Genomic DNA, 22,636 nt, shown 5'->3' on the forward strand with positions numbered 1-22,636 from the left:
GCCTCACGCCGCGCGTCGTGCCGCTCGCCACTGCGACGGCACGACGCCGACGTTCCGGCGGAAGGCGCGGCTGAACCCGTCGTCGGAGGAGTAGCCGAGCGCCCGAGACGCCTCCGACACGGTCCGTCCCGCCTCGAGCAGCTCCTTCGCCCGGCGCATCCGCACCTCGGTGACGAACCCCGCGGGAGTGCGCCCGAAGGCCGCCCGGAACCGCTCCGTCAGGACGGTGCGCGACATCGCACCGACGCTCGCGAGCAGATCCACGCTCCACTCCCGGCCCGGCTCGCTGCTCACCGCTGCGGCCACCCGGTCGAGGTGGACGTCGCCGGTCACCGGAGGCAGCGTGCCGGTGTCGCCGAACGCCCACGCCCGCACGACCGACAGCACGACGGTGCGCACCATCAGCCGGCAGATCACCGGATCGCCCGAGCGCTCCGACCCGTCGTACGCCGGCCCGAGCTGCGCCGCCAGTGCGGCCGCCGCCGGCTCGAGCCGGGCGAATCCGCTCGCGAACACCAGCCCCGGCAGCGACCGCGGGCACGCCTCGAGCTCGACCTCGACGATCGTCAGCCGCGCCCCCGAGACCGACGCGAGCGTCGCCTCCTGCCGCCCGAACGTCAGCAGCGCGTCCCCGGCCAGCAGGGTCCGGGGCACGGAGGCGGCCACTGCGTCGCCCGCGCAGAGCTCTAGCGCGCAGGCGGTCCCCTCCGGGGCGAGCGCCGTGATCTCGCCCTCGACGACGTAGACGAGCACGACGATGCCGGCCGGCAGCGCCATCCGCTCTCCGGAGGCGAGAGTCGCGCGCCGGGTCGCCCCGAGCGTCACGTCCAGCGTGGCCAGGACATCGTCGAGCACCGCGGGTTCGATCGTCATGCTCGAGGCAACGTGCGCCGCTCCCCCTCCATTCCGCGAGGCGCGCTCGCGAGGGACACCCCGTCCGAGGGCACCCCAGCAGCCCGGGCCGACGAGGCGGGCGCGCATCACGGTCCCCGGCGGCGATCTCCGGGCGACGTCCCACGGTCTCGGCGTCGACGCGCCCTAGCGTGCCGGAGTCGTCCAGGTCGCCGTCGCGAGCAGGCGCGGAATGACCTGCGGGCCTTCTGAGGTCACGAGCACGAGGGACTCCGCCTCGGCGCGCGTGTCGATGGTCGCACCGGGGGCGATGCCGAGGGCGGCCGCATCGGTCAGGGCGAGGGGCTCCGCATCCGAGATGCGATGGACCAGGTGACGCCCCGGCCCGGCCTCGCTGAGGCGGACCGCGCCGTCGACGGTGCGCGTGCGCCCCTCGGAGGTGGGGATCGGGTCGCCGTGGGGGTCCGCGGCCGGGTGTCCGAGGAGGGCGTCCAGCCGGTCGATGAGTCCGTCGCTCGCGGCGTGCTCCAGTCGCTCCGCCTCGTCGTGGACCTCGTCCCACGGGTAGCCGAGGGTCGTGACGAGGAACGACTCCAGGATCCGGTGGCGGCGCACCATCACCAGCGCGAGGGCCGCTCCGGTCTCCGTCAGCCGGACCGGCTTGTACGGCCGGTACTCGACGAGGTCCTGGGCGGCGAGGCGGTGCAGGGTGTCCGAGACATTGGCGGGACTGGTTCCGAAGCGCGCGGCGAGGGCCTTCGTCGTGATCGGCGGGTCGCCCCACTCGGTGGCCGACCAGATCGCCTTGACGTAGTCCTGGGCGACAGGGCTGATCGAGTCGATGTCCACGGAGTCGACGTTACTTCGCGAGTCGACGTCGCTTCGAGTCGGCGGCGGAGTCAGCCGGTCACGGTGAGGACGATCAGTGCGATGTTCAGCAGCACGATCAGACCGGTGACCGCCCACGCCGAGACCCGGACGGCGGGACGATTGGCGAAGCTCCCCATCAGCGCCCTGTCCTGCGTGTAGGCGACCAGCGGGATCAGAGCGAACGGGATCCCGAAGCTCAGGACGACCTGGCTCAGAACCAGCGCTCGAGTGGGGTCGAACCCGACCCCGAGCACGATCAGCGCCGGGATCAGGGTGACGACCCGGCGTACCAGCAGGGGGATCCGCAGGTGGAGGAGGCCGCCCATGATGGCCGAGCCGGCGTAGCAGCCGACCGCGGTCGAGGCCAGGCCGGACGCGAGCAGGCCGATCGCGAAGAGGATGCCGACGATCGGTCCGAGCGCCGCGACGATGGCGCTGTGGGCGCCCTGGATGGTGTCGGTCCCCTCGACCCCGCGCAGGCTCGCTGCGGCGAGGAGGAGCATGGCGATGTTCACCGTCCCGGCGATCACGAGCGCGATGCCGACGTCCCAGCGCGTCGCCCTGAGCAGCCGGGCGATCCTGGCGGGGTGCGTGCTCGCTCCGTGGCGGTCCCTGGCGAGGCCGGAGTGGAGGTAGATCGCGTGGGGCATCACCGTGGCGCCGAGCATGCTCGCGGCCAGCAGGACCGTCTCGGCTCCCTGGAACCGTGGCACGAGGCCGGCGACCACGTCGCTCGCCGACACGGGGCTGACCAGGAGGCCGGCGACGAATCCGACGGCGATCACGGCGAGGAGTCCGATGATCACGAACTCGAAGGGCCGCTGCCCCCGCCGGGACTGCACGGTGAGCATCGCGGTCGAGATCGCGCCGACGATGAGCCCGCCGAGCAGGAGCGGGACGTCGAACAGGATCTGCAGGGCGATGGCGCCACCGATCACCTCCGCGAGATCGGTCGCCGCCGCGACCAGCTCCGCCTGCACCCAGAACAGTCGTCGGCGCGTCCGCGGCAGCCGGTCGCCGAGCAGCTCCGGGAGGCTCCTCCCGGTGACGAGCCCCAGCTTGGCGGAGAGGTACTGGATCAGGACCGCCATCACGTTCGCGACGACGAGGACCCAGACGAGCAGGTAGCCGTACTCCGCTCCGGCGGTCAGGTTCGCAGCGACGTTCCCCGGATCGACGTAGGCGATGGCTGCGACGAACGCGGGTCCGAACAGGAACAGCAGCCGCCTCTCGGGTCGGCGGGCACCGGGCGCCGGCCCAGCACCCACGGGCTCGGATGCCGGATCCGCACGCACGTCGCTCATGAAGTTAAGTTAGCTTAACTCTGCGCCGAGAGCAGCCCTCGGAGTCAGGAGATCATGCCGCTCGAAGCGGTGCCCCCGTCACCGACAGGAGGGTCGTGAACGGCAGCACACCGGGAGCCCCGTCCGCCGGGTCGCTCGGTTCGGCGACCCTCGGCCGGGTGCTCAGGCGGGATCCTCCGACGGCGCCTCCGGGAGCATCGCGGCGAAGAAGCTCGCCATCGCACGCTCCATGTCCCGCGAGGGGTCGATGAGCCACTGGAGCTGCAGCCCGTCCCACATCCCCACGAGGATCTCGGCCAGCACCTCGACATCGCGAGAAGGATCGACGCGCCCCTGCTCCTGATCGAAGCGCAGCGCCTCCACCCAGGCGGCGATCGTCGCGCTGTAGCGGTCGACGAACCACTGGTGCGCGGGATGGTCGGCCGAGGACGCCTCGGCGGCGAGCATCGCGAGGATCCGCAGTAGTTCGGGGCGCTGCAGATTGAAGCGCACGAGTCGCATCGAGGCGATCACGAGCCCGTGCTCGCGGCAGTCGCTCTCGAACGAGGCGAGACCCGTCTCGTTCGCCCGCTCGAGGACGGCCTCGAGGAGGATGTACTTCGATCCGAAGTGGTGGACGACGCTCGTGAGGCTCAGGTCGAGCTGGCGGGCGATGTCGCGGAGCGAGCCGCCGTGGTAGCCGCGAGCGGCGAAGACGGTGGTCGCCGCGTCGATGATCTCCCGTCGGCGCTGAGCGGTCTTCGCGTACGGGCCGCGCGTGCGGGCGGGCTCGGTCTGCTCCATCACGCCAACCTATCCGTCCGGGAGGCCCGGGGCCGGCCGATCCCGCCGGACGCCGGAGCGGGGCGCGCTCGTGCGAGCGTTCAGCACGGCGCGCGCCCCTCCTCCCGTCACGACGGCGTTGCCGCGACCCTGTGCCGCTCCGCCCGCCTCTCCCGCTGCGCCGACGGATCCGGGATCGGCGCGGCGAGGAGGAGCTGCTGCGTGTAGGGATGCTGCGGCGACTCTGTGACGGCGGCGGCGTCGCCCTGCTCGACGATCTCGCCGCGGAACATCACGGCGACGCGGTGCGCGACGTAGCGCACGACGGCGAGGTCGTGGGTCACGAACAGGTAGGAGACACCGGTGCGCTCCTGGATCTCGATGAACAGGTCGAGCACGCGCGCCTGCGTGGTGAGGTCGAGCGCCGAGACGGGCTCGTCGCAGACGATCAGCCTGGGCTGCAGCGCGAGCGCCCGGGCGATGGCGATGCGCTGCCGCTGTCCTCCGCTGAACTCGCGAGGCAGCCGATCGGCGGAGTCGGCGGGCAGTCCGACGTCGGAGAGCAGCGAGCGGACCTTCCGCCGCGCCTCGGCCTTGCCCGTCCCCGACGCCCAGAGCGGCTCGGCGAGGATCTGCTCGATCGTCATGCTCGGGTTGAGGGACGTGTACGGATCCTGGAACACGACCTGGATGTCGGCCGCCAGCGCTCGACGCTCGCGCCGTCCGAGGTGCGAGATGTCCCGCCCCTCGAACGCGATGCTGCCGCTCGTGACCGGCGCGAGGCCGAGGATCGCCCGACCGAGCGTCGTCTTCCCCGACCCCGACTCCCCGACCAGACCGAGGGTCTGCCCGGGCTGGATGTCGATCGAGATGTCGGTGAGCACCGGCACGGGCTTCGCGAGCGCCGTCCGACCGGGGTAGCTGACCGACAGCCTGTCGGTCGAGATCACGGCGGTCATCGGGCCACCCCGCCGTCCCGCTCGACGCGGGGCGGACGGCTCTCGAGGGTCGAGCCGAGGAGGGTTCGGCTGTACGGGTGCCGCGGCCGGGCGAACAGCTCGTCCACCTGACCGGTCTCGACGATCTGACCCTGCTGCATCACGGAGACGCGGTCGCAGATGTCGGCGACGACGCCGAAGTTGTGGGTGACGAGGAGCATGCCCATTCCTCTCTCCTTCTGGAGGTCGCGGAGGAGGTCGAGGACCTCCGCCTGGACGGTGACGTCGAGTGCGGTGGTCGGCTCATCGGCGACGATGAGCTCGGGATCGCACGAGATCGCTCCGGCGATCAGGACGCGCTGCGCCATGCCTCCGGAGATCTGGTGCGCGTAGGAGCCGAAGGTGCGCTTCGGATCGGCGATGCCGACGCGGTCGAGCAGGTCGAGCGCGCGGGAGGTGGCGTCGGCGCGGCTCAGTCCGAGTCGGCGGCGCATCGGGGTGACGAGCTGGTGGCCGACGGTGAAGGAGGGGTCGAGGTTCGACATCGGCTCCTGCGGAACGTACGCGATCGTCGTTCCGCGCAGGGCGAGCAGGTCGCGATCGGCGATCGTCGTCATCTCGCGTCCTGCGACCTGGACGGAGCCGTCGAGGATGCGGGCCGTGGGCGGCAGGAGGCCGAGGATCGCGAAGGCGGTCTGCGACTTGCCCGATCCCGACTCGCCGACGAGGCCGACGATCTCGCCGCGCGCGATGCTCAGGTCGACGTCGCTGACGACGATCTTCTCCCCACCGCGTCCGTCGGGATAGCCGATCCGCAGACCGCTGACCGAGACGAGGAGGTCCCGATCGGGCACGGTCGGCGCGGAGGAGTCGGGCACGCGGGAGGTGCGGATCGCCTGGGTGGCGAGGCGCTTCTCCTCGGTCCTCGTCCTGACGGGGGCGGTGTCCTCGAGGGCGTCGCGGAGGGCGTTGGCCAGGAGGCTGAGCGAGCCGATGGTCAGGCCGATCGCGAGGCCCGGCCAGACGACGTTGAGCGGCGCGCTGTAGATGTTGAGGAACGCGTCGTTGAGCATCCCGCCCCAGGTCGGCGACGACGGGTCTCCGAGGCCGAGGAACTCCAGGCCCGCCTGGATGGCGATGCCCGCTCCGACGGTGCTGGCTCCGACGATGATCAGCGGGGCGCGGACAGCGGCGAGCACGTGCCGGGTCACGATCCGGGTGTCGCTGAGCCCCGAGACGCGGGCGGCGTCGACGTACAGCTCGTTGCGCACCCCCCGGACGACGGTGCGCACGAGCCGGTAGATGAAGGGGGACACGAGGATGCCGAACGCCGCCATGGCGATGCTCACGTTGGGCCCGAAGACCGCGAAGAGGGCGACGAGCAGGATCATCGCGGGGAGAGCCATGATCACGTCGGTGACGAAGTTAAGCGACGAGTCGACCCAGCGTCCGACGTAGCCCGCGAGCAGTCCGCCCGACAGGCCGAGGACGAGGGCGACGACGGCCACGATCAGGCCTGCGAGCAGCGTGAGCCTCGCGCCGGCGAGCAGTCGGCTCAGGATGTCGCGGCCGGAGCCGTCGCCACCGAGGAGGTAGCCGGCGTTCGGTGCGGAGTTCACCTGGTCGAGGTCGGCGAAGGCAGGATCGTTCGGGGTGATCCACGGGGCGAGAAGGGCGCCGAGCACGATCACCAGGAGGATGACGGCGGAGATCACACCCAGCGGATTCCGGACGAAGCGGAGCAGGGCACCCCGCCGCGCGGGGGGCCTGCCGTCGAGGGCGGTTTGCGGGTCGATCACGGTGGTCATCGTGCACGCACCTTCGGGTTGAGCCAGGCGTTGGCCAGGTCGATGAGCAGGTAGATCAGGACGACGAGGACCACCACGACGAGGACGACGCCCATGATGATCGGGACGTCTCCCTGGAGGGCGGCCGAGACCGTCAGGCTCCCGAGCCCGGGGAGGGCGAAGACCTTCTCGATCACGACCGCTCCGCCGATGAGGCCGATGAACTGCAGCCCGAGCAGCGTCAGCCAGGGGGCGGCCGCGTTCCGCAGCGCGTGGACGTAGAGGATCTCGCGACGCGACAGACCGCGGGACTGCAGGGTGCGGATGTAGTCCTGCCGCAGGACGTCGATCATCGAGCTGCGGACGATCGAGGCGACCGAGAGTCCACCGAAGGCGAGCGAGACGATCGGGAGGATGAGCCCGAGCAGCCACAGGCCCGGGTCGTCCTCGAAGCGGGTGTAACCGGTGGCGGGGAAGAGGGGGACGGTGATCGCGAAGGCGATCACGAGGACGAGGGCGAGCCAGAAGTTCGGGATGGCGTTGGCGATCACGTTGAAGACCTGGACGGCGCGGTCGATCCAGCCGCGGCGGACGGCCGCGAGCACTCCGAGCAGTGCAGAGAAGAGGGCGACGACGAGGACCGCTCCGATCACGACCGACAGGGTGACGGGGACGCGGTTGGCGAGGGCGTCGGTGACCGGCTGGTTGTTGTAGAAGGAGCTCCCGAGGTCGCCCGTGAGGGCGCCGCCGAGCCAGTCGGCGTACTGCTGCCAGAGGGGCAGGTTCAGCCCGAGCTCCTCGGCGCGCTGGCGGACGGACTCCTCGGTGGCGGTCTGGCCGAGGATGTTGCGGGCGATGTCCGCTCCGCTGGAGTAGACGAGGAAGAAGGTCACGACGGAGACCGACAGGATGAGGAGGATCCCTGCGATCAGCCGGCGCGCGAGGAAAGCGACCATGGTGTGACTCGATTCGGTTCGCGCGCCCGGGGCCGGCGAACCGGCCCCGGGCGACGAGCGGTCAGGATGCGGGGGCGAAGCTGCCGATCAGCGGCGCGACCGAGCCGAACAGGCGCTCGGTGGTGGTGTCCTTCGAGGTGACGTAGAAGCTGTCGACCTTGTACCAGGGGGCGACCCAGGCGTTGTCGGTGACGTAGCGGTTGGCCGCCTGGTAGGCGCTGACCTGCTCCGCGTCGCTCGTGCTGCGGATCTGCTCGACGATGCTCTCGAGCTCCGGAGTGGTCGTGTGGAACGGGTTGAAGAAGCCGTCGGGCAGGACCGTGGTGAGGTTGTCCCACGAGTCGGCTCCTCCGCCGACGCTCGCGATCTGGAGGGTGAACCGCGGGTTCGCGAACTCCTGGAAGAGGTTCGCCGGGTTGATCGGCACGTAGGTCACGGTGATCCCGATGGCCGCGAGGTACTTCTGCACGATCGGCTGGTACTTCGCGCGGAAGCTGAAGTCCGCCATCTCGACCGCGAAGCCGTCGGGGTAGCCGGCCTCCGCGAGCAGCTCCTTCGCGCGATCGGGATCGTAGGGGTAGGTCCCCTCGATCGCCGGGTCGTACGCGGCGGTGCCCTCCGACCACATCTGCTCGGTGACGGTGCCCGCTCCCCCGTCGATGCTGTCGAGGATCGCCTGGCGGTCGAACGCCATCGCGATCGCCTGGCGGACCCGGACGTCGGCGAGGGCCGGCTGGGTGGTGCCGTCGCGGTCGGCGATGTTGATGCCGACCCAGTCGACCGGATCCGAGTAGAGGGCGAACCGCGCGTCGTCGAAGCCGGTGGAGGTGGCCTGGTCGATCCAGGCGCCGTCCGCCTGGCCGGACTTCACCGCGTTCACGCGGGCAGTCACGTCGGCGATGACGGTGAGGGTGATCTTCTCGTAGGGCCAGGCCTCGGCGTCCCAGTAGTCGGGGTTCTTCGCGTAGACGAAGCTGGAGCCCACCGTGGTGGCTGCGGTGTCGAGCGTGTAGGGGCCGGAGCCGACGGGATTCAGTGCGATGTCGGCGTTCTCGAGCGCGTCGGGTGCACCGATCGCTCCGGCGCTGAAGGCGAGGTTCGTCAGGAGGAAGGGGTCCGGCTGGGCGAGCGTGAACACGACCTCGGTGGGGCTGACCACCTCGACCTCGGAGATGGACGCGGATCGCCACTTGTCGGCGCCGGATCCTGCGGCGGCGTGCTCGATGTTGGCCTTGACCGCCTCGGCGTCGAACGCCGATCCGTCGGTGAAGGTGACGTCGTCGCGCAGCTCGAGCGTCAGCTCGGTGTTGGTCTCGTCGTAGGTCCAGCTGGTCGCGAGCCCGGGGCTCAGCGTGCCGTCCGGCTCCGAGGTCAGGAGCGTGTCGTAGACGGGCATCCAGTACTGCGGAGCCTCGCCGCCGGTGGTCAGCTCGCCCGGGTCGAACGACTGGAAGTCGAAGGAGGTGGCGAGGGTGAGGTCGGCGGAGGCGGCGCTGCCGCCGCCTCCGCCGGGCGCGCATCCGGTGAGGGCGAGCGCGGCGACGGCGGCGATCACTCCGAGTCGGATCGAGCGTGTACGGATCGTCATTGATGTACTCCTTGTGCGAGGTGGGGGTGAGGGGCGTCGGTGGGACCGTCTCCAGCCCTCGTGCGGGCACGGCGAACGTCGCTCGGAGTCCGGAGGGGGTGACCGGACCTCGGTGGACGGGGTGGATCGTCGTCCCGGTCGAGGGACGGACGCTGTCGGGAGCGGGGCTACACGGCCCGGTGGCGGAGGAGACGGACGCGGGAGCCGCCGAGGGCGCCCATCGGCACGAGGCGCATGTGCTCGTCACCGTTGAGGATGCGCCCGTCGACCCACTCGCCGTCCTCCTGGCGGAGTTCGCGCACGCGGTCGATCTCGACGACGTCCACGGCATGGGCGAAGTCGACGGTGAAGCCGGTCCCGAGGAGGAGGAACTCGTCGTCGGCGATCTGCAGGATCGCTCCGAACGCGCGGTCGTCGGCGGGGTCGGGGCCGAAGGGTCCGCTGGTGCTCTCGAGCTCGAGCTCGGGCCGGATCGCCGGTCGGGCGACTCCCGCGTCCAGCAGCACCCGGGAGAAGAGCTCACCGGTGTCGTGCACCGTGACGGTGTAGTCGCCGAAGCTCAGCACCTGCGCTTCCGCGCCCTCGATGAGGACCGCGCGGATGCGGCCGGTCGCCTGCGCCTCGACGATGGGGTCGGTCTGGCTGACGAGGAGCGTCGATGCCGTGAAGTACTGGTTGCGCGGGCGGCCGTCCTCGACGCCGAACGCGCAGTAGCCGAGCCCGTTGTAGCGGGCGAGGGTCAGGAAGAGATCTGCGGCCCGGAAACGCGCCTCCGGGATGAACAGCGCACGCCCGTCGCGGGAGTACTCCCGCATCACCGGCTCCGAGTCCTGCACGTAGATGTCCGGCGAGACGATGTCGATCGACGGAGCGAGAGCCTCCCAGACGGGGATCATCACGGAGGTCGGCCCCCCACTGGGGTACTGCCCCGCGAGCGACTGGCCGGGCTGCGGGCCGAGCCAGGCGTTCACGAGCGTCGGGAGCGGCAGGATCGCCTTGCCGGCAGCGGCGAGCTCCTCGATGTAGGTCGAGAAGCCCCAGCTCATGAAGAGCTCGTCCGAGGAGTTGTCCTCGCCGAACACCTCCGCCCATGAACCGGTGCGCTGCGCGACCCGCGCGGCGAGCCGGCTGCCTGCGAACTCGGGGTGGGCGAGCAGGGTGTCGACGACCGCAGCCGGCACGTCCGCCTCCCAGGCCGCTCGGGCGATCGCGCTGCGGTCCCGGCCGCCGCCGAGGAGCCCGACCTCGTTCTCGACCTGCACCATGACCACCGTGTGATCCGAGTCGTTCAGGCGCAGGTGCTCCATCAGCGCGGCGTAGGCGGCGGCGTCGGCGCTGCACAGCTCCGGCGAGAAGACCGACAGCTCGGGCTTGGGCATCGAGCCGGCGTAGCCGAAGGGAACGGCCATCTCCGAGGGCGCCGTGCGGGCCCGGGGGAAGCGCTCGACGTCGGCCCGCACCCAGGTCGGCGCGTAGGTCGACCGCGCGTTCTTGAACGCGCCGAACCAGATCAGGACGATCCTCAGCCCGTGCTCCCGAGCGACAGCGAGCGTCGCCGACACCGAGGAGAAGTCGAACTCGCCCTCGCGCGGCTCGACCTCCTCCCAGGTCGCCGTCGCGACGATCGTGGTCACTCCGGACTCCCGCAGGCGTCGGCAGGCCCGGTCGAGGTACACCGGGTCGGACGCGGTCGAGTTGTGCAGCTCGCCGCCGATGGCCAGGTACGGGGCGCCGTCGACGACCAGGCGCACGGCCTCGCCGACCCGCTCGAGATGGGGCAGGCCGGCCGGGATCGCGGCGTCGTCCGAGTCGGAGCGCCGGCGAGTCGGGAGCGGAGTGAACGTCATGGAGGGATGCCTTCTCGTCGAACGGAGGGAGAGCGCCGTCGACGTCAGAGGAATCACGACGTCATCGGGTCATTCTCGGTATAGCCGTCGCCCTCGCGGTGGCGGTGGCGCGGCGGTGATCAGGACACTAATGCACCCGGAGCCAAAAAGCGAACACCTGATACATTTCGGTTCGGTCTCGGTCGTCCCCTCGCCGCAGCCCCGGTGCAGACGGTCAGGCCGAGGGCACGAGAGCTGTCACGCAGTGGCCGAAGACGGCGAGAGCATCGGCCTGGGGGTCGAGAAGGCACAGCAGGCGCACCCCGCCCCAGGCAGCGAGGACACTCGCCGCAGCGAGATCCGCAGGGCAGGAGGGGTCGATCCGGCCGCGCTCCTGATCCCGACGGATGCCCGCCGCCAGACGCTGCCGGGTCGCCGCTTCCCGGACGCTGAGCCACTGATGGGCCGCGTGCACGGGAACGGCCGCCTCGACGCCGAGTACTGCGATCAGCTTCAGCACCTCGCGCCGGCCGGCCGCGCACTCGGCGAGACGGAGCACCGCCACGGCGAAGCCGTGGGCCTCGAGGTCGTGCTCGAACCGGTCGGGAACCTCGCTCTCGACGTGCGCGAGAACCGCGTGCAGCAGGCTCTCCTTGCCGCCGAAATGATGCATGACTCCCGCGACGCTGAGCGAGAGTGCGCTCGCGATCCGCGCGACGGAACCGCCGGCGTACCCGTGGTCCCCGAACTCGACGATCGCCGCTTCGAGGATCTGCCGACGCCGCCGCTCGCTCTTCGCATAGGGACCCCTGCCGCCGTCCCGCGGAGCAGGCGCAGCCGCCGCGACCGTGCCCGTCGAGGGCGTCACCGCACCCGGCGGATGGGGATCAGCGCGAGCCCGGCGAGCACCGCGAGGATCACGGCGATGATGAAGACCGGCTGGAATCCGGCACTGGACACGATCACGCCCGCGACGATCGGAGCGATGATCTGCGGTCCCGTGTTGGCGATGTTCAGGATGCCCATGTCCTTGCCGCGGTTCTCGGCGCTGGGCAGCACCTCGGCGAGCAGGGCCTGGTCGACGGCGATGTACATCCCGTAGGCGAACCCGCCCACGGCGAGGAACGCGTAGAACGCCCAGACGTCGGCGACGAAGACGAGCGGCAGCTCGGCGACGGCGAACACGAGGGAGGCCGCGATCACGATGGGCTTGCGGCGCTTGATCCGGTCCGAGAGCGGCCCCGACACGAGCGTCGCGATCCCGGACGAGACGGCCATCACGATGCCGCCGATCGCGATGACCCCTCCGGCCGCGGCGAGGTCGATCCCGATGTAGTCGGTGAGGACGAACAGCTGGTAGAGCAGCACCATCATGAACGAGAGCAGCAGGAGGAAGCGCCCGACGAGGGCGAGGAGGAAGTCGCGGTCCTTCGGCGGAACGAAGCTGCGCAGGAGCAGTCCGACCGAGAACGCCTCGCGCGGCTCGCTCCGGTTGTCGGGCTCTCTCGAGAAGGCGACGAAGACGACCATGGCCACGGCGATGAGCCAGGGCAGCCACCGCAGGCCGTCGCGCGGCATCGTGATGTAGGCGCCGCCGACGATCGCGCCCAGGCTCTGAGCCAGCAGCTGCCCGAGGCCGATCAGCGTCGACGCCTTGCCGAGATCCTGCACACCGACCCGCTCCGGGAGAACGGCGAAGAGCGGAGCGAGCACGACCGCGAGACCGATCTGGATCACCACCCACAGCACCACGAGCAGTCCGAAGTCGCTGGTGAACGACATCGCCGTCGAGGCCGCTCCGAGGAGGACGCCGCCGCTGACGATCCAGGGGTTCCGTCGGCCGAAGCGCGACCGGGTGCGGTCCGAGAGGGTGCCGAAGACGACGGTCGCCAGCATGCTCGCGACCGAGCCGGCCGCGGCGAGCGTCGCGAAGAGGGCGATCTTGCGATCGGGGTCGATCTCCGTCATCAGCGCCGGGATCAGCGCGTTCACCGCACTGAAGGGGAGCATCCACCCGGCGTGGGCGAGGAAGAGGAGCGGACCGAGCCTGCCGAGTCCGGACCGCCCTGCGGTCGTCGTCGAGTGGTCCGTCGTCCGGGTGGCCGATGTCATCGTGATGCTCCTTCGCACGCGTCGTGTCTTCGAGACGAGACGACGCTAACGCAGAAATAGATCACTTGCTACATTTTGGGAGGCTCCCACCGCGGACTCGAGGATCGGAGTGGACCTGAGCCCGCGCTCGACGGGCACGACCAGTCGCGGCGCGAGCCGGCGGCACGGACGTCTCGTGGACGACCGCTCCCTCCAGAGCCTCGTGCCTAGGTCGCTCTGTTCGCGATCCCGGGATACTCGATGACGAGCCCCGAGCCGTCGTACCTCAGGTCGCACGCGAAGTCGAACGTCGACGATTCGTAGTGGAACAGCAAGTGCCCCGAGCCGGCCTCGATCAAGGTGTAACGCTGTTCGAGACGTTCGACACGGAGGTCGTCAGCTCGGACGAACGCCGCCGGCACGTCCACACCGACTCCCTCGACGAGATCGAGACGATGGAGGGGAAGCGTGTTCGTCACCGCGGACGACTCGAGATCGACATCCAGGCATCCATCGAGGTCGGGTCGCGCCTCACCGTTCGCGGCCCACCGACCCGTGGAGTCGCGCGTCAGAATCAGTTCGCCCCTCCCGTGGACCGACAGGTTGACCACCTGCACCGCGACAGTCCTCCACGAAGGATCCACCGTCACGTCGTAGCCGACCGACCACAGTGCAGAGGACTCGCGCGCGGTCGTGTGACCGATCACACGATGTCCGGCACTCACCACCTCGAAGAAGGCGATCTCGAAACCGGCCCGTACTCCCCTGTGATCCCAGCTCGCCCCAGCAGGCAGTGCCGTCAGTCTCATGAACGGAACCTACAGCCACCTCGCCGAGGCCAAGAACCTCGAACCACGACATGAAGCGCCGTGAGGACGCAGCCGCAAGACGCCGCGGTCGACAGCGCGCAGCGCTCTTCGCTCCCCGAGCGATGCAGTGCACCACCCCAGGGGGACGCGCGAACTCTCATCAGGTCAATGGGATCGGCACTGGTGGCGGTCAGGACAGGAATCACCAGGGGTGAGGAGGCGGAACCGGCCGCTCCCTCAGTCGGTGTGCAGACCATCCGTCAGCGCCAGGTGCGGCTGTCCGACGAGCAGAAGGCCAAGCGCCGACAGCTCGACAGCCGGCGCACGCAGCGGAGCTGAAGACCCAAGGCTGGTGACTGAATCAGCTAGGCGCGCAGCACGGCGTCGATCCGAAGACGATGAAAGCGAGACTTCAGGCGCGGCCCGAGAACCGGAGCAGACCTGGGTGCGCGCTTAAAGGGGGGTATCCCCATCCGCGGCCGATCAGGGTCGAGTAGGTCACACTGAGCGCGTCGAGCGTTGCGCACCTCACGCCGGTCGACCGAGTCGTGCCTGTGGTGCGCGGCTCGGATGCCGGCCCGCCTCGCCCGACGGCGGCCGTCGCACCTCCGATCCCTCGCCGACCCGAACGCCCTGGAGCACACTCATGACCGACCTCGAAGACACCCCCACCGAGTCGACCGGCCTCTCCCGTCGCCACCTCGCCCAGGCCGCCGGCTGGTCCGCGCCCCTCGTCCTCGCAGCGGTCGGCGCGCCGGCTGCTCAGGCGAGCGTGACTCCGGAGCCGTTCGATGGATTGACAGGGACGTGGAGCGTACCGGAGGTACTCGGGACGGGCATCGTGCACGCTGTCTTCACCGTCACGAACACGTCGAAGACGCCCCAGCAGCTCCTCACGCTGGTGTTCGAGTACTCCAGCACCAACATCTTTCGCTCCGTGATCGCCGGTGGTCCCGGCTACGCCTACAGCTACGCGATCTACAACCGTGGCGGAGAGGTCGACAACGCCGCCGAACTCTATACCGGCTCCGACGTGTATCAGCCCGGGCAGAGCGTCTCGTTCGATTGCTTCACGAACCGCACGACCGAACGCGGATCCGATCTGATCGTGTACGCGACGGGAAACGCGGTTCCGACGTCGTTCGCGACCGTCCACATGCCTGGATGGCCGTTCTGACCGTGACTCCACGGCTCACGCGCCGGCGTGAGGCAGCGAGGACACTGCAGTGCTGATCCAGGCGTTGAACCGGACCATCGTGATGGATGTGCATCGTCTCTCCACTGCGGACCGTGCCGCCACGAGAGCGCTCTGGGATCGCGCGTCGGTCACTCCTCCGGATTCGGTGGGCGACAGTTCTTTCACCCTCCCCAGCTCGACGGAGTCATTCGACCATCGGGCCTCTGCTGCGATCGCGGAGGTGACCCTGCGGGCGATCGAGGCCGCGCAGGGCACGCTCCTGATGCTGCACGCCTGCGCGCTCGCGGATCCCACCGGCGCCTCCGCGGTCTTCGTCGGACCGTCCGGCCGCGGGAAGACGACGGCCGCGGCGACCCTGGGCCGCTCCTACGGGTACCTCACCGACGAGACCACGGGCATCGCTCCGGACGGGCGGATCCTCCCCTACGAGAAGCCGCTCTTGATCCGCACCGCCGAGGGCATGCCGAAGCGGCCGTTCTCGCCCGACGAGCTCGGCCTCCTGCCGGCGCCCGCGAACCCGCGGCTCGCCGCTCTCGTGATCCTCGACCGCGACCCGTACATGGTCGGACCCGCGCAGCTCGAGCTCCTCGACCTGGCCGACGCGATCCCCCTCCTGGTCCCCGAGACCAGCGCCCTGCCCGCCCTCGAGAACGGCATCCCGATCCTCACCCGCCTCGCAGCCGGGATCGGCGGCGTGCACCGCGTCCGCTACCGCGACGCCGAGCAGCTCGTCGCGATCACTGCCGGCCTGCTCGCGGCGCCGCCCGCATCGGACGAGAGCTGGTGGGAGATCCAGGGCCGCAACGCGGTCACCGACGGGCAGAGGGTGATCGTGCTCGCCGCAGGCACCGTGCACGTGCTCGACGGCATCGCCGCGACCATCTGGCACCACCCGCACCTTCACGGCGACACCCTCACCGGGGCAGTCACCGCCCAGCACGGACCTGCGGTCGACGCCTCGGAGCGCGTCGACGAAGCCGTGACAGCGCTCACGACACTCGGGCTGCGCGGAGAGGCGTGACTGCGGGGGACATCTCCGCCGGCTCTCCGCTGGCCGACCCAGAAGCCGACACGCCCACTTCGGCGACGGTCCTCGTCACCACACCCTGGTGCCCCTGGAGGGACTCGAACCCCCAACCTGCTCCTTAGGACGGAGTCGCTCTTCCATTGAGCTACAGAGGCTGGCCGGATCCAGTGTACCGACGGCCGCGCGGCCCGCCACGCCCGCGCGCTCTTGACACCGGGGGCCCCGCCTGCTTGGTTAGTTACTGCACCAACCAACCAACACACCACCGTAGGGAAGGAGGCCCCCATGGACGACTCCCGCCCGATCTTCCTGCAGATCGCGGAGCAGATCGAGAACGACATCATCGCCGGGGCGCTCCCCGAAGAGACCCAGGTCCCCTCCACCAACGAGTTCGCAGCGTTCCACCGCATCAACCCGGCCACCGCCGGCAAGGGCGTGAACCTGCTCGTCGACGACGGGGTCCTCTACAAGAGACGGGGGATCGGCATGTTCGTCGCCGAGGGCGCCCGCGACCGGCTGGTCGAGAAGCGCCGCACGCAGTTCCGCGACCAGTTCGTCGCACCCCTGCTCGCCGAGGCCGCCAAGCTCGGCCTCACCACCGAGCAGCTCGCCGCCATGATCAACGAAGGGGGATCGCGATGAGCGCGGTCATCGAGGTCGCCGGCCTCAGCAAGCACTACGGCAGCATGCACGCGGTCACCGACGTCAGCTTCGCGCTCGACGAGAACCGGATCCACGGCCTCCTCGGCCGCAACGGCGCCGGCAAGACCACGCTCATGTCCCTGCTCACGGGCCAGGAGTTCGCGAGCAGCGGCGACATCCGCGTCTTCGGCGCCTCGCCCGTCGAGAACGCCGCCGTCCTCTCCCGCACCTGCTTCATCAAGGAGAGCCAGAAGTACCCCGACGACTTCCGGGTCAAGCACGTCCTGGGGAGCGCCCGCTGGTTCTTCGAGGGCTGGGACGAGGATTTCGCCCAGCAGCTCGTCGAGGAGTTCCGACTCCCCCTCGACCGCAAGGTCAAGAAGGTGAGCCGCGGCCAGCTCTCGGCGATCGGCGTGATCGTCGGTCTCGCCTCCCGCGCCCCGCTGACCTTCTTCGACGAGCCCTACCTCGGCCTCGACGCCGTCGCACGGCAGCTCTTCTACGACCGCCTGCTCGCCGACTTCGCCGAGCACCCGCGCACGGTGATCCTCTCGACCCACCTGATCGACGAGGTGAGCAACCTCCTCGAGCACGTCCTCGTCATCGACGACGGCCGCCTGCTCATCGACAGCGACACGGAGGAGCTGCGCGGCTCGGCCGCGACGGTCACCGGGCCCCGCGGTGCGGTCGACTCGTTCACCAGCAGCCGTGAAGTCATCGGCCGCACCGCGATGGGGGGCCTCGCCACGGCCACGCTCCCCCGGCTCGACCAGGCGGGGCGCGAGAGCGCCCGCGCCTTCGGACTCGAGCTCGAGCCGGTCTCGCTCCAGCAGCTCGTCGTGCAGCTCACCACGGGGAGGGACGAGAGATGACCGCCCTCACCGACGCTCGGCCCCGCACCGGCAGCCGACTCCTCGCCGTCGTCCGGCTCCACTTCGCGAACCCGGCGACGATCCTCTACACGCCGTTCGTCATCCTGATGGTGATCTTCCTCGGCAACCTCGCGGTGTGGTGGCTGATCCTGCAGAACCTCGACACCCAGGCCGAGATCGACGAGACGACCCTCGGCATGCAGTACTCGGGCGCGACGTTCTTCATCTTCGTCTACATGATGGTGGTGGCCGTCCAGGCCGTGAACATCAGCTTCGGGCTGGCCCTCGGCTACGGCTCCACCCGACGCGAGTTCTCCCTCGGCAGTGCCGTCACCTTCATCGGCCTCGCATTCGCCTGGACCGCGCTCTTCGCCGTCCTCGGCGGCCTCGAGGAGTCGACCGGCGGCTGGGGCTTCGGCGGCAACTTCTTCCGCTCCATCTACTTCGGCGACGGCTCGCTGCTCGAGCGCGTCTTCGCGGTGCTCTGCGCATTCCTGTTCTTCTTCTTCGTCGGCGCGGCCACCGCCTCCGCCTACGTCCGCTGGCGTCAGCGGGGCATGCTCGTCTTCTTCACCGCCCTCGGGGCTCTCGTGCTCGGCGCGGTCACGCTGCTCACCCTCACCGAGAGCTGGGGGGAGTTCGGAGCGTTCTTCGCCCGCGTCGGCTTCGTCGGCGGATACGCGCTCTCGCTGATCCCGACCGCGCTCGCCGCCCTCGCCGGTCACCTGATCCTCCGGCGCGCGACTCCGCGCGGCTGAGGACCGGCACCGACATCCCGGCGCCCTGCGCGTCGCCCACTGCAAGGGAAGGACCAGCACCATGACCACGACGACCACCGCCACCGGGCGGCGCCCCACCCAGGCGAACCGACTGCTCGCCGTCATCCGCCTCCACTTCGCCAACCCGGCGACGCTGCTCTACTCGCCCCTGCTGATCCTCGCGGCCATCGTCGCCGGGAGCCTCGTCATCTGGCTGCTCGTCCTCCGCCTGATCGGGGTCGAGACGGCCGGCGGCGACTCCGGAGTCAGGATCACCGGCGGCACCTTCTTCATCTTCGTCTACATGCTGATCGTGGCGATCCAGGCCACGAACGTCACGTTCGCCCTCGCCCTGGGCTACGGCTCGACGAGGCGCGACTACTTCCTCGGCAGCGCGCTGACCTTCGTCCTCCTCTCCGCGGGATGGACGGTGCTCTACTCCCTCCTCGCGGCTCTCGAAGCGGCGACCGGCGGCTGGGGACTCGGTGGCAGCATGTTCCGATCGGACGACTTCGCCGGGACTTCGTGGGCGGAGCAGGCCTTCGCCACCTTCGTCCTGTTCCTCTTCTTCTTCTTCGTCGGCTCCGCCACCGCCTCCGTCTACGTCCGCTGGCAGTCCCGGGGGATGACGATCTTCTTCATCGCCCTCGGCGCGCTCCTCCTCGCCCTGTTCGCGCTCGTCACCCTGACGGACGGCTGGGGCGCGATCAGCGACATCGCGACGAGGATCGGTCCGACCGGGGCGGTCGCCCTCCTGCTGATTCCGACGGCCCTGGCAGCGGTGGCCGGGTACCTCCTCCTCCGCCGCGCGACTCCGCGGGGCTGACCCGGCGCGACATCGGCTGAGAGCGGGGTCGCTCGCCCGAGGAGGGAGGGCACCCCTTTTCAGCTGATGGTGCGCAGCGGAATTCTCCGCGTGGACCCCGCAAGACCCTTCCGCCCCACGCCTCCGGCTGCCAGCGTTGCCGCATGGCCGCATCCACGCTCACCACCGCCGCTCAGCACGTCTGGGCCTCCCGCGACGACACTCCCCTCGACCCCGACACCCTCGAGACGATCGACGCCTGGTGGCGTGCCGCGAACTACCTGGCGGTCGGGCAGATCTACCTGCTCGCGAATCCGCTGCTCCGCGAGCCGCTGGCGAAGGAGCACATCAAGCCCCGCCTCCTCGGTCACTGGGGCACGACCCCCGGACTCAACCTCATCTACGCGCACCTCAACCGCGCGATCCGCGAGCGCAGCCAGCCGACCCTCTACATCACCGGCCCCGGCCACGGCGGGCCCGGCATGGTCGCCAACGCCTACCTCGACGGCACCTACAGCGAGATCTACTCGCACATCGACGAGACCGAGGACGGCCTGCGCCGCCTCTTCCGCCAGTTCAGCTTCCCCGGCGGCATCCCCAGCCACGCCGCTCCCGAGACCCCGGGCAGCATCCACGAGGGCGGCGAGCTCGGCTACGCGCTGAGCCACGCCTACGGAGCCGCCTTCGACAACCCCGACCTGCTCGTCGCCGCGGTCGTCGGCGACGGCGAGGCCGAGACCGGGCCGCTCGCCACGAGCTGGCACTCGAACAAGTTCGTGAACCCCGCGACCGACGGCGTCGTGCTGCCGATCCTGCACCTCAACGGCTGGAAGATCGCGAACCCGACGATCCTCGCCCGCATCCCGCACGAGGAGCTCGAGAGCCTGATGCGCGGCTACGGCCACGAGCCGTTCCTCGTCGAGGGCGGCTTCGACGGCGAGGACCCGATGCGCGTGCACGAGCGCTTCGCCGCGGTCCTCGACACGGTCCTCGACCGCATCGCCGCGATCAAGAAGCGCGCCGCCGAGGGCGATCTCACCCGCCCGGCCTGGCCGATGATCATCCTGAAGACCCCCAAGGGCTGGACCTGCCCCGCCGAGATCGACGGCGTCCAGGTCGAGGGCACCTACCGCGCCCACCAGGTCCCGCTCGCCAACGCGCGCGACACCGAGGCGCACACCCGCCTCCTCGAGGACTGGCTGCGCTCGTACCGCCCCGACGAGCTCTTCACCGCCGAGGGAGGCATCGCCGAGCAGGTCCGCTCGCTCGCACCCGACGGCGAGCTGCGCATGAGCGCGACGCCGCACGCCAACGGCGGCCTGCTGCGCCAGACCCTCCGCCTCCCCGACTTCCGGAAGTACGAGGTGATCGTCGAGCAGCCGGGCGGCACCATCGCCGAGGCGACGAAGGTCCTCGGCGAGTGGCTCGCGGACGTCATCCGCGCCAACCCGACCAACTTCCGCATCTTCGGCCCCGACGAGGTCGCGAGCAACCGCCTGCAGAGCGTCTACGCCGCCACCGACAAGCAGTGGGACGCCGAGCTCAGCCCGCTCGACGACCACCTCGCCCGCGCCGGCCGCGTGATGGAGGTCCTCTCGGAGCACCAGTGCCAGGGCTGGCTCGAGGGCTACCTCCTCACCGGCCGCCACGGCCTGTTCACCTGCTACGAGGCGTTCATCCACATCATCGACTCGATGTTCAACCAGCACGCGAAGTGGCTCGACGGCACTCGCGACATCGAGTGGCGCCGCCCGATCGCGAGCCTCAACTACCTGCTCTCGAGCCACGTCTGGCGCCAGGACCACAACGGCTTCAGCCACCAGGACCCGGGCTTCATCGACCACGTCGTCAACAAGAAGCCGGAGGTGGTGCGCGTCTACCTGCCGTTCGACGCCAACACCCTGCTCTCGGTCTACGACCACTGCCTCCGCAGCGTCGACTACGTCAACGTCGTCGTCGCCGGCAAGCAGCCGGCTCCCGCATGGCTCACCATGGCGGAGGCGGTCGCGCACTGCACGCGCGGCCTCGGCATCCTCGAGTGGGCCAGCAACGAGCGCCGGGGCGAGTCACCGGATGTGGTGCTCGCCTGCGCGGGCGACGTCCCGACCCTCGAGACCCTCGCCGCCGTGAGCATCCTGCGCGAGCACCTGCCCGACCTCGCCGTCCGCACGGTCAACGTCGTCGACCTGATGCGACTGATGTCCGAGTCCGAGCACCCGCACGGACTCTCCGACCGGGAGTTCGACGCGATCTTCACCCCCGACCGCCCCGTGGTCTTCGCGTACCACGGGTACCCGTGGCTGATCCACCGCCTGACCTACAAGCGGACCGGCCACCAGAACCTGCACGTCCGCGGCTACAAGGAGAACGGGACCACCACGACTCCGTTCGACATGGTGATGCTCAACGACCTCGACCGCTACTCGCTGGTCATCGACGTCATCGATCGCACCCCGGGCCTCGGAGCGCGTGCCGCCGGCCTCCGCCAGGAGATGCAGGACTCCCGCATCCGAGCCCGCGCCTACACCCGCGAGCACGGCGAGGACCTCCCCGAGGTCGCCGACTGGACCTGGGCGGGCGAGCGCTCCGGCAACGCGAGCGACGCCACCGGCGGCGACAACGAGTGACGCGGCGCGGGGAACGCCAGCGGCTGCGTTGTCGTCGGGCGCGATACCGCCGGTATCGCTTCCTCCTCCGCCTTGCCGCTGACGCCCCCCGCACCGCGTCACCTCATCGAGGGCGGATCAGGCTGCGGACGCCACGAGGTAGTCGTCCCACTCGGGCTGCGTGCGCTCCGCGCCGCGCACGAGCCAGGAGCCGGCGCGCGGCACCCGCGGCACCGTGCGCAGACGCCAGCCCATCTCGAGCGGGGTGCGGTTGCTCTTGACGTTGTTGCAGCGGTGGCAGCAGGCGACCAGGTTCTCCCAGGTGTCCCGGCCGCCGCGCGACTTCGGCTGGATGTGGTCGATCGTGTTCGCGTGCGATCCGCAGTACCCGCAGCGGTGGTTGTCGCGGCGCAGCACCCCGCGCCGCGAGACCGGCACCGTCCGCGAGTTCGGGATCCGCACGTAGCGCGTCAGCAGGATCACGGAGGGTCGCACGTAGTCGCCGGTCGCCCCGTGCACCGGATTCTCGTCGTCGGCCGCGATGATCGTCGCCTTCTCGGTCATCAGCAGGACGAGCGCCCGCTTGAACGACACGACCGCGAGCGGCTCGTATCCGGCGTTGAGAACCAAAGTGCGCATCACTGACCTCCGGGCTGTCGCACTCGGCCGCGCTCCCCCGCCGCGGACGCGAAAAAGGGCGCCGTCGTCATGACAGCGCCCTTCGAGTCCACAGCGCGCAGGCGCGTGACGTCGTGGTGTCGTATCCGCGTGTCGGCCGAGTGGACCGCGGCGGAGAGGATCCCCGCCCGGATCGAGTCGGTCCGCCGCACGCGCCCACGCGAATCCACGCTGTGCAGCCCCACGCAGTGGTGCTCGCTCCGCTCGGCCATCCGGCACTCCGTCCCTCGACGAACCGGTCCGCTCACCACGAGCGGACTGTGGTTC

General features: G+C 70.2%; 20 protein-coding genes and 1 tRNA gene. 7 read left to right on the forward strand and 14 right to left on the reverse strand.

Features of this window, described 5'->3' with window-relative positions; genetic code table 11:
• Positions 1-3: 3 nt before the first annotated feature.
• The 12 genes from GRS96_RS15725 to GRS96_RS15780 all read right to left on the reverse strand — a co-directional run bounded on the left by GRS96_RS15725 (position 4) and on the right by GRS96_RS15780 (position 13,783).
• Positions 4-873 (reverse strand): helix-turn-helix transcriptional regulator, encoded by an 870-nt coding sequence (locus tag GRS96_RS15725; RefSeq protein WP_159988933.1) that lies wholly within the window; start codon positions 871-873, stop codon positions 4-6.
• Between the two features lie 165 nt (positions 874-1,038).
• Positions 1,039-1,701: a metal-dependent transcriptional regulator gene (locus tag GRS96_RS15730; protein ID WP_159988934.1), complete on the reverse strand. Its 663-nt coding sequence runs from the start codon at positions 1,699-1,701 to the stop codon at positions 1,039-1,041.
• Between the two features lie 50 nt (positions 1,702-1,751).
• Positions 1,752-3,026, reverse strand: a complete 1,275-nt coding sequence (locus GRS96_RS15735) for an Nramp family divalent metal transporter (protein WP_159988935.1) — start codon at positions 3,024-3,026, stop codon at positions 1,752-1,754.
• 162 nt (positions 3,027-3,188) lie between these two features.
• Positions 3,189-3,809, reverse strand: coding sequence for a TetR/AcrR family transcriptional regulator (locus GRS96_RS15740; RefSeq protein WP_159859592.1), 621 nt, complete (start codon positions 3,807-3,809; stop codon positions 3,189-3,191).
• 107 nt (positions 3,810-3,916) lie between these two features.
• Positions 3,917-4,747, reverse strand: coding sequence for an ATP-binding cassette domain-containing protein (locus GRS96_RS15745; RefSeq protein ID WP_159988936.1), 831 nt, complete (start codon positions 4,745-4,747; stop codon positions 3,917-3,919).
• On the reverse strand, positions 4,744-6,534 hold the full coding sequence (locus GRS96_RS15750; RefSeq protein WP_159988937.1) for a dipeptide/oligopeptide/nickel ABC transporter permease/ATP-binding protein: 1,791 nt from the start codon (positions 6,532-6,534) through the stop codon (positions 4,744-4,746). The genes GRS96_RS15745 and GRS96_RS15750 overlap by 4 nt, the downstream gene beginning before the upstream one ends.
• Positions 6,531-7,469, reverse strand: coding sequence for an ABC transporter permease (locus GRS96_RS15755; RefSeq protein WP_159988938.1), 939 nt, complete (start codon positions 7,467-7,469; stop codon positions 6,531-6,533). Before GRS96_RS15755 ends, GRS96_RS15750 begins: the two co-directional genes overlap by 4 nt.
• Before the next feature lie 61 nt (positions 7,470-7,530).
• On the reverse strand, positions 7,531-9,057 hold the full coding sequence (locus tag GRS96_RS15760; RefSeq protein ID WP_159988939.1) for an ABC transporter substrate-binding protein: 1,527 nt from the start codon (positions 9,055-9,057) through the stop codon (positions 7,531-7,533).
• Positions 9,058-9,224: 167 nt separating this feature from the next.
• Positions 9,225-10,904, reverse strand: a complete 1,680-nt coding sequence (locus GRS96_RS15765) for a DUF5597 domain-containing protein (RefSeq protein WP_159988940.1) — start codon at positions 10,902-10,904, stop codon at positions 9,225-9,227.
• 214 nt (positions 10,905-11,118) lie between these two features.
• Entirely contained in the window at positions 11,119-11,751 is a 633-nt protein-coding gene (locus GRS96_RS15770) for a TetR/AcrR family transcriptional regulator (protein WP_159859611.1), read from the reverse strand.
• Entirely contained in the window at positions 11,748-12,995 is a 1,248-nt protein-coding gene (locus GRS96_RS15775) for an MFS transporter (protein WP_159859614.1), read from the reverse strand. Before GRS96_RS15775 ends, GRS96_RS15770 begins: the two co-directional genes overlap by 4 nt.
• A 206-nt stretch (positions 12,996-13,201) precedes the next feature.
• On the reverse strand, positions 13,202-13,783 hold the full coding sequence (locus GRS96_RS15780; RefSeq protein WP_159988941.1) for a putative glycolipid-binding domain-containing protein: 582 nt from the start codon (positions 13,781-13,783) through the stop codon (positions 13,202-13,204).
• A 646-nt stretch (positions 13,784-14,429) separates the two neighbouring features.
• On the opposite strand from GRS96_RS15780, the gene GRS96_RS15785 reads away from it, so the two are divergent.
• Together GRS96_RS15785 and GRS96_RS15790 are read left to right on the forward strand one after the other, a co-directional pair.
• Entirely contained in the window at positions 14,430-14,960 is a 531-nt protein-coding gene (locus GRS96_RS15785; protein WP_159859620.1) for a hypothetical protein, read from the forward strand.
• Positions 14,961-15,201: 241 nt separating this feature from the next.
• Positions 15,202-16,002, forward strand: coding sequence for a hypothetical protein (locus GRS96_RS15790; protein ID WP_159859623.1), 801 nt, complete (start codon positions 15,202-15,204; stop codon positions 16,000-16,002).
• Positions 16,003-16,088: 86 nt separating this feature from the next.
• On the opposite strand, the gene GRS96_RS15795 is transcribed toward GRS96_RS15790, so the two are convergent.
• Positions 16,089-16,163 (reverse strand) — tRNA-Arg (locus tag GRS96_RS15795).
• Between the two features lie 130 nt (positions 16,164-16,293).
• On the opposite strand from GRS96_RS15795, the gene GRS96_RS15800 reads away from it, so the two are divergent.
• The 5 genes from GRS96_RS15800 (at position 16,294) to GRS96_RS15820 (ending at position 21,712) form a co-directional block, all read left to right on the forward strand.
• Positions 16,294-16,650, forward strand: a complete 357-nt coding sequence (locus GRS96_RS15800) for a GntR family transcriptional regulator (protein WP_056036893.1) — start codon at positions 16,294-16,296, stop codon at positions 16,648-16,650.
• Positions 16,647-17,522, forward strand: a complete 876-nt coding sequence (locus GRS96_RS15805) for an ABC transporter ATP-binding protein (RefSeq protein WP_159859626.1) — start codon at positions 16,647-16,649, stop codon at positions 17,520-17,522. The genes GRS96_RS15800 and GRS96_RS15805 overlap by 4 nt, the downstream gene beginning before the upstream one ends.
• The gene (locus GRS96_RS15810; RefSeq protein WP_159988942.1) at positions 17,519-18,280 is read left to right on the forward strand and encodes an ABC transporter permease; all 762 of its coding nucleotides are present in this window, start codon (positions 17,519-17,521) and stop codon (positions 18,278-18,280) included. The genes GRS96_RS15805 and GRS96_RS15810 overlap by 4 nt, the downstream gene beginning before the upstream one ends.
• Positions 18,281-18,341: 61 nt before the next feature.
• Positions 18,342-19,106, forward strand: coding sequence for an ABC transporter permease (locus tag GRS96_RS15815; protein WP_159988943.1), 765 nt, complete (start codon positions 18,342-18,344; stop codon positions 19,104-19,106).
• Positions 19,107-19,249: 143 nt separating this feature from the next.
• A complete protein-coding gene (locus GRS96_RS15820) occupies positions 19,250-21,712 on the forward strand; it encodes a phosphoketolase family protein (protein ID WP_159988944.1) in 2,463 nt (820 codons plus the stop codon).
• Positions 21,713-21,829: 117 nt separating this feature from the next.
• Here GRS96_RS15820 and GRS96_RS15825 read toward each other — a convergent pair whose 3' ends face one another.
• A complete protein-coding gene (locus GRS96_RS15825; RefSeq protein ID WP_159988945.1) occupies positions 21,830-22,330 on the reverse strand; it encodes an HNH endonuclease in 501 nt (166 codons plus the stop codon).
• Positions 22,331-22,636 lie beyond the last annotated feature (306 nt).

The organism is Rathayibacter sp. VKM Ac-2803 (assembly GCF_009807175.1).
GTDB lineage: Bacteria > Actinomycetota > Actinomycetes > Actinomycetales > Microbacteriaceae > Rathayibacter.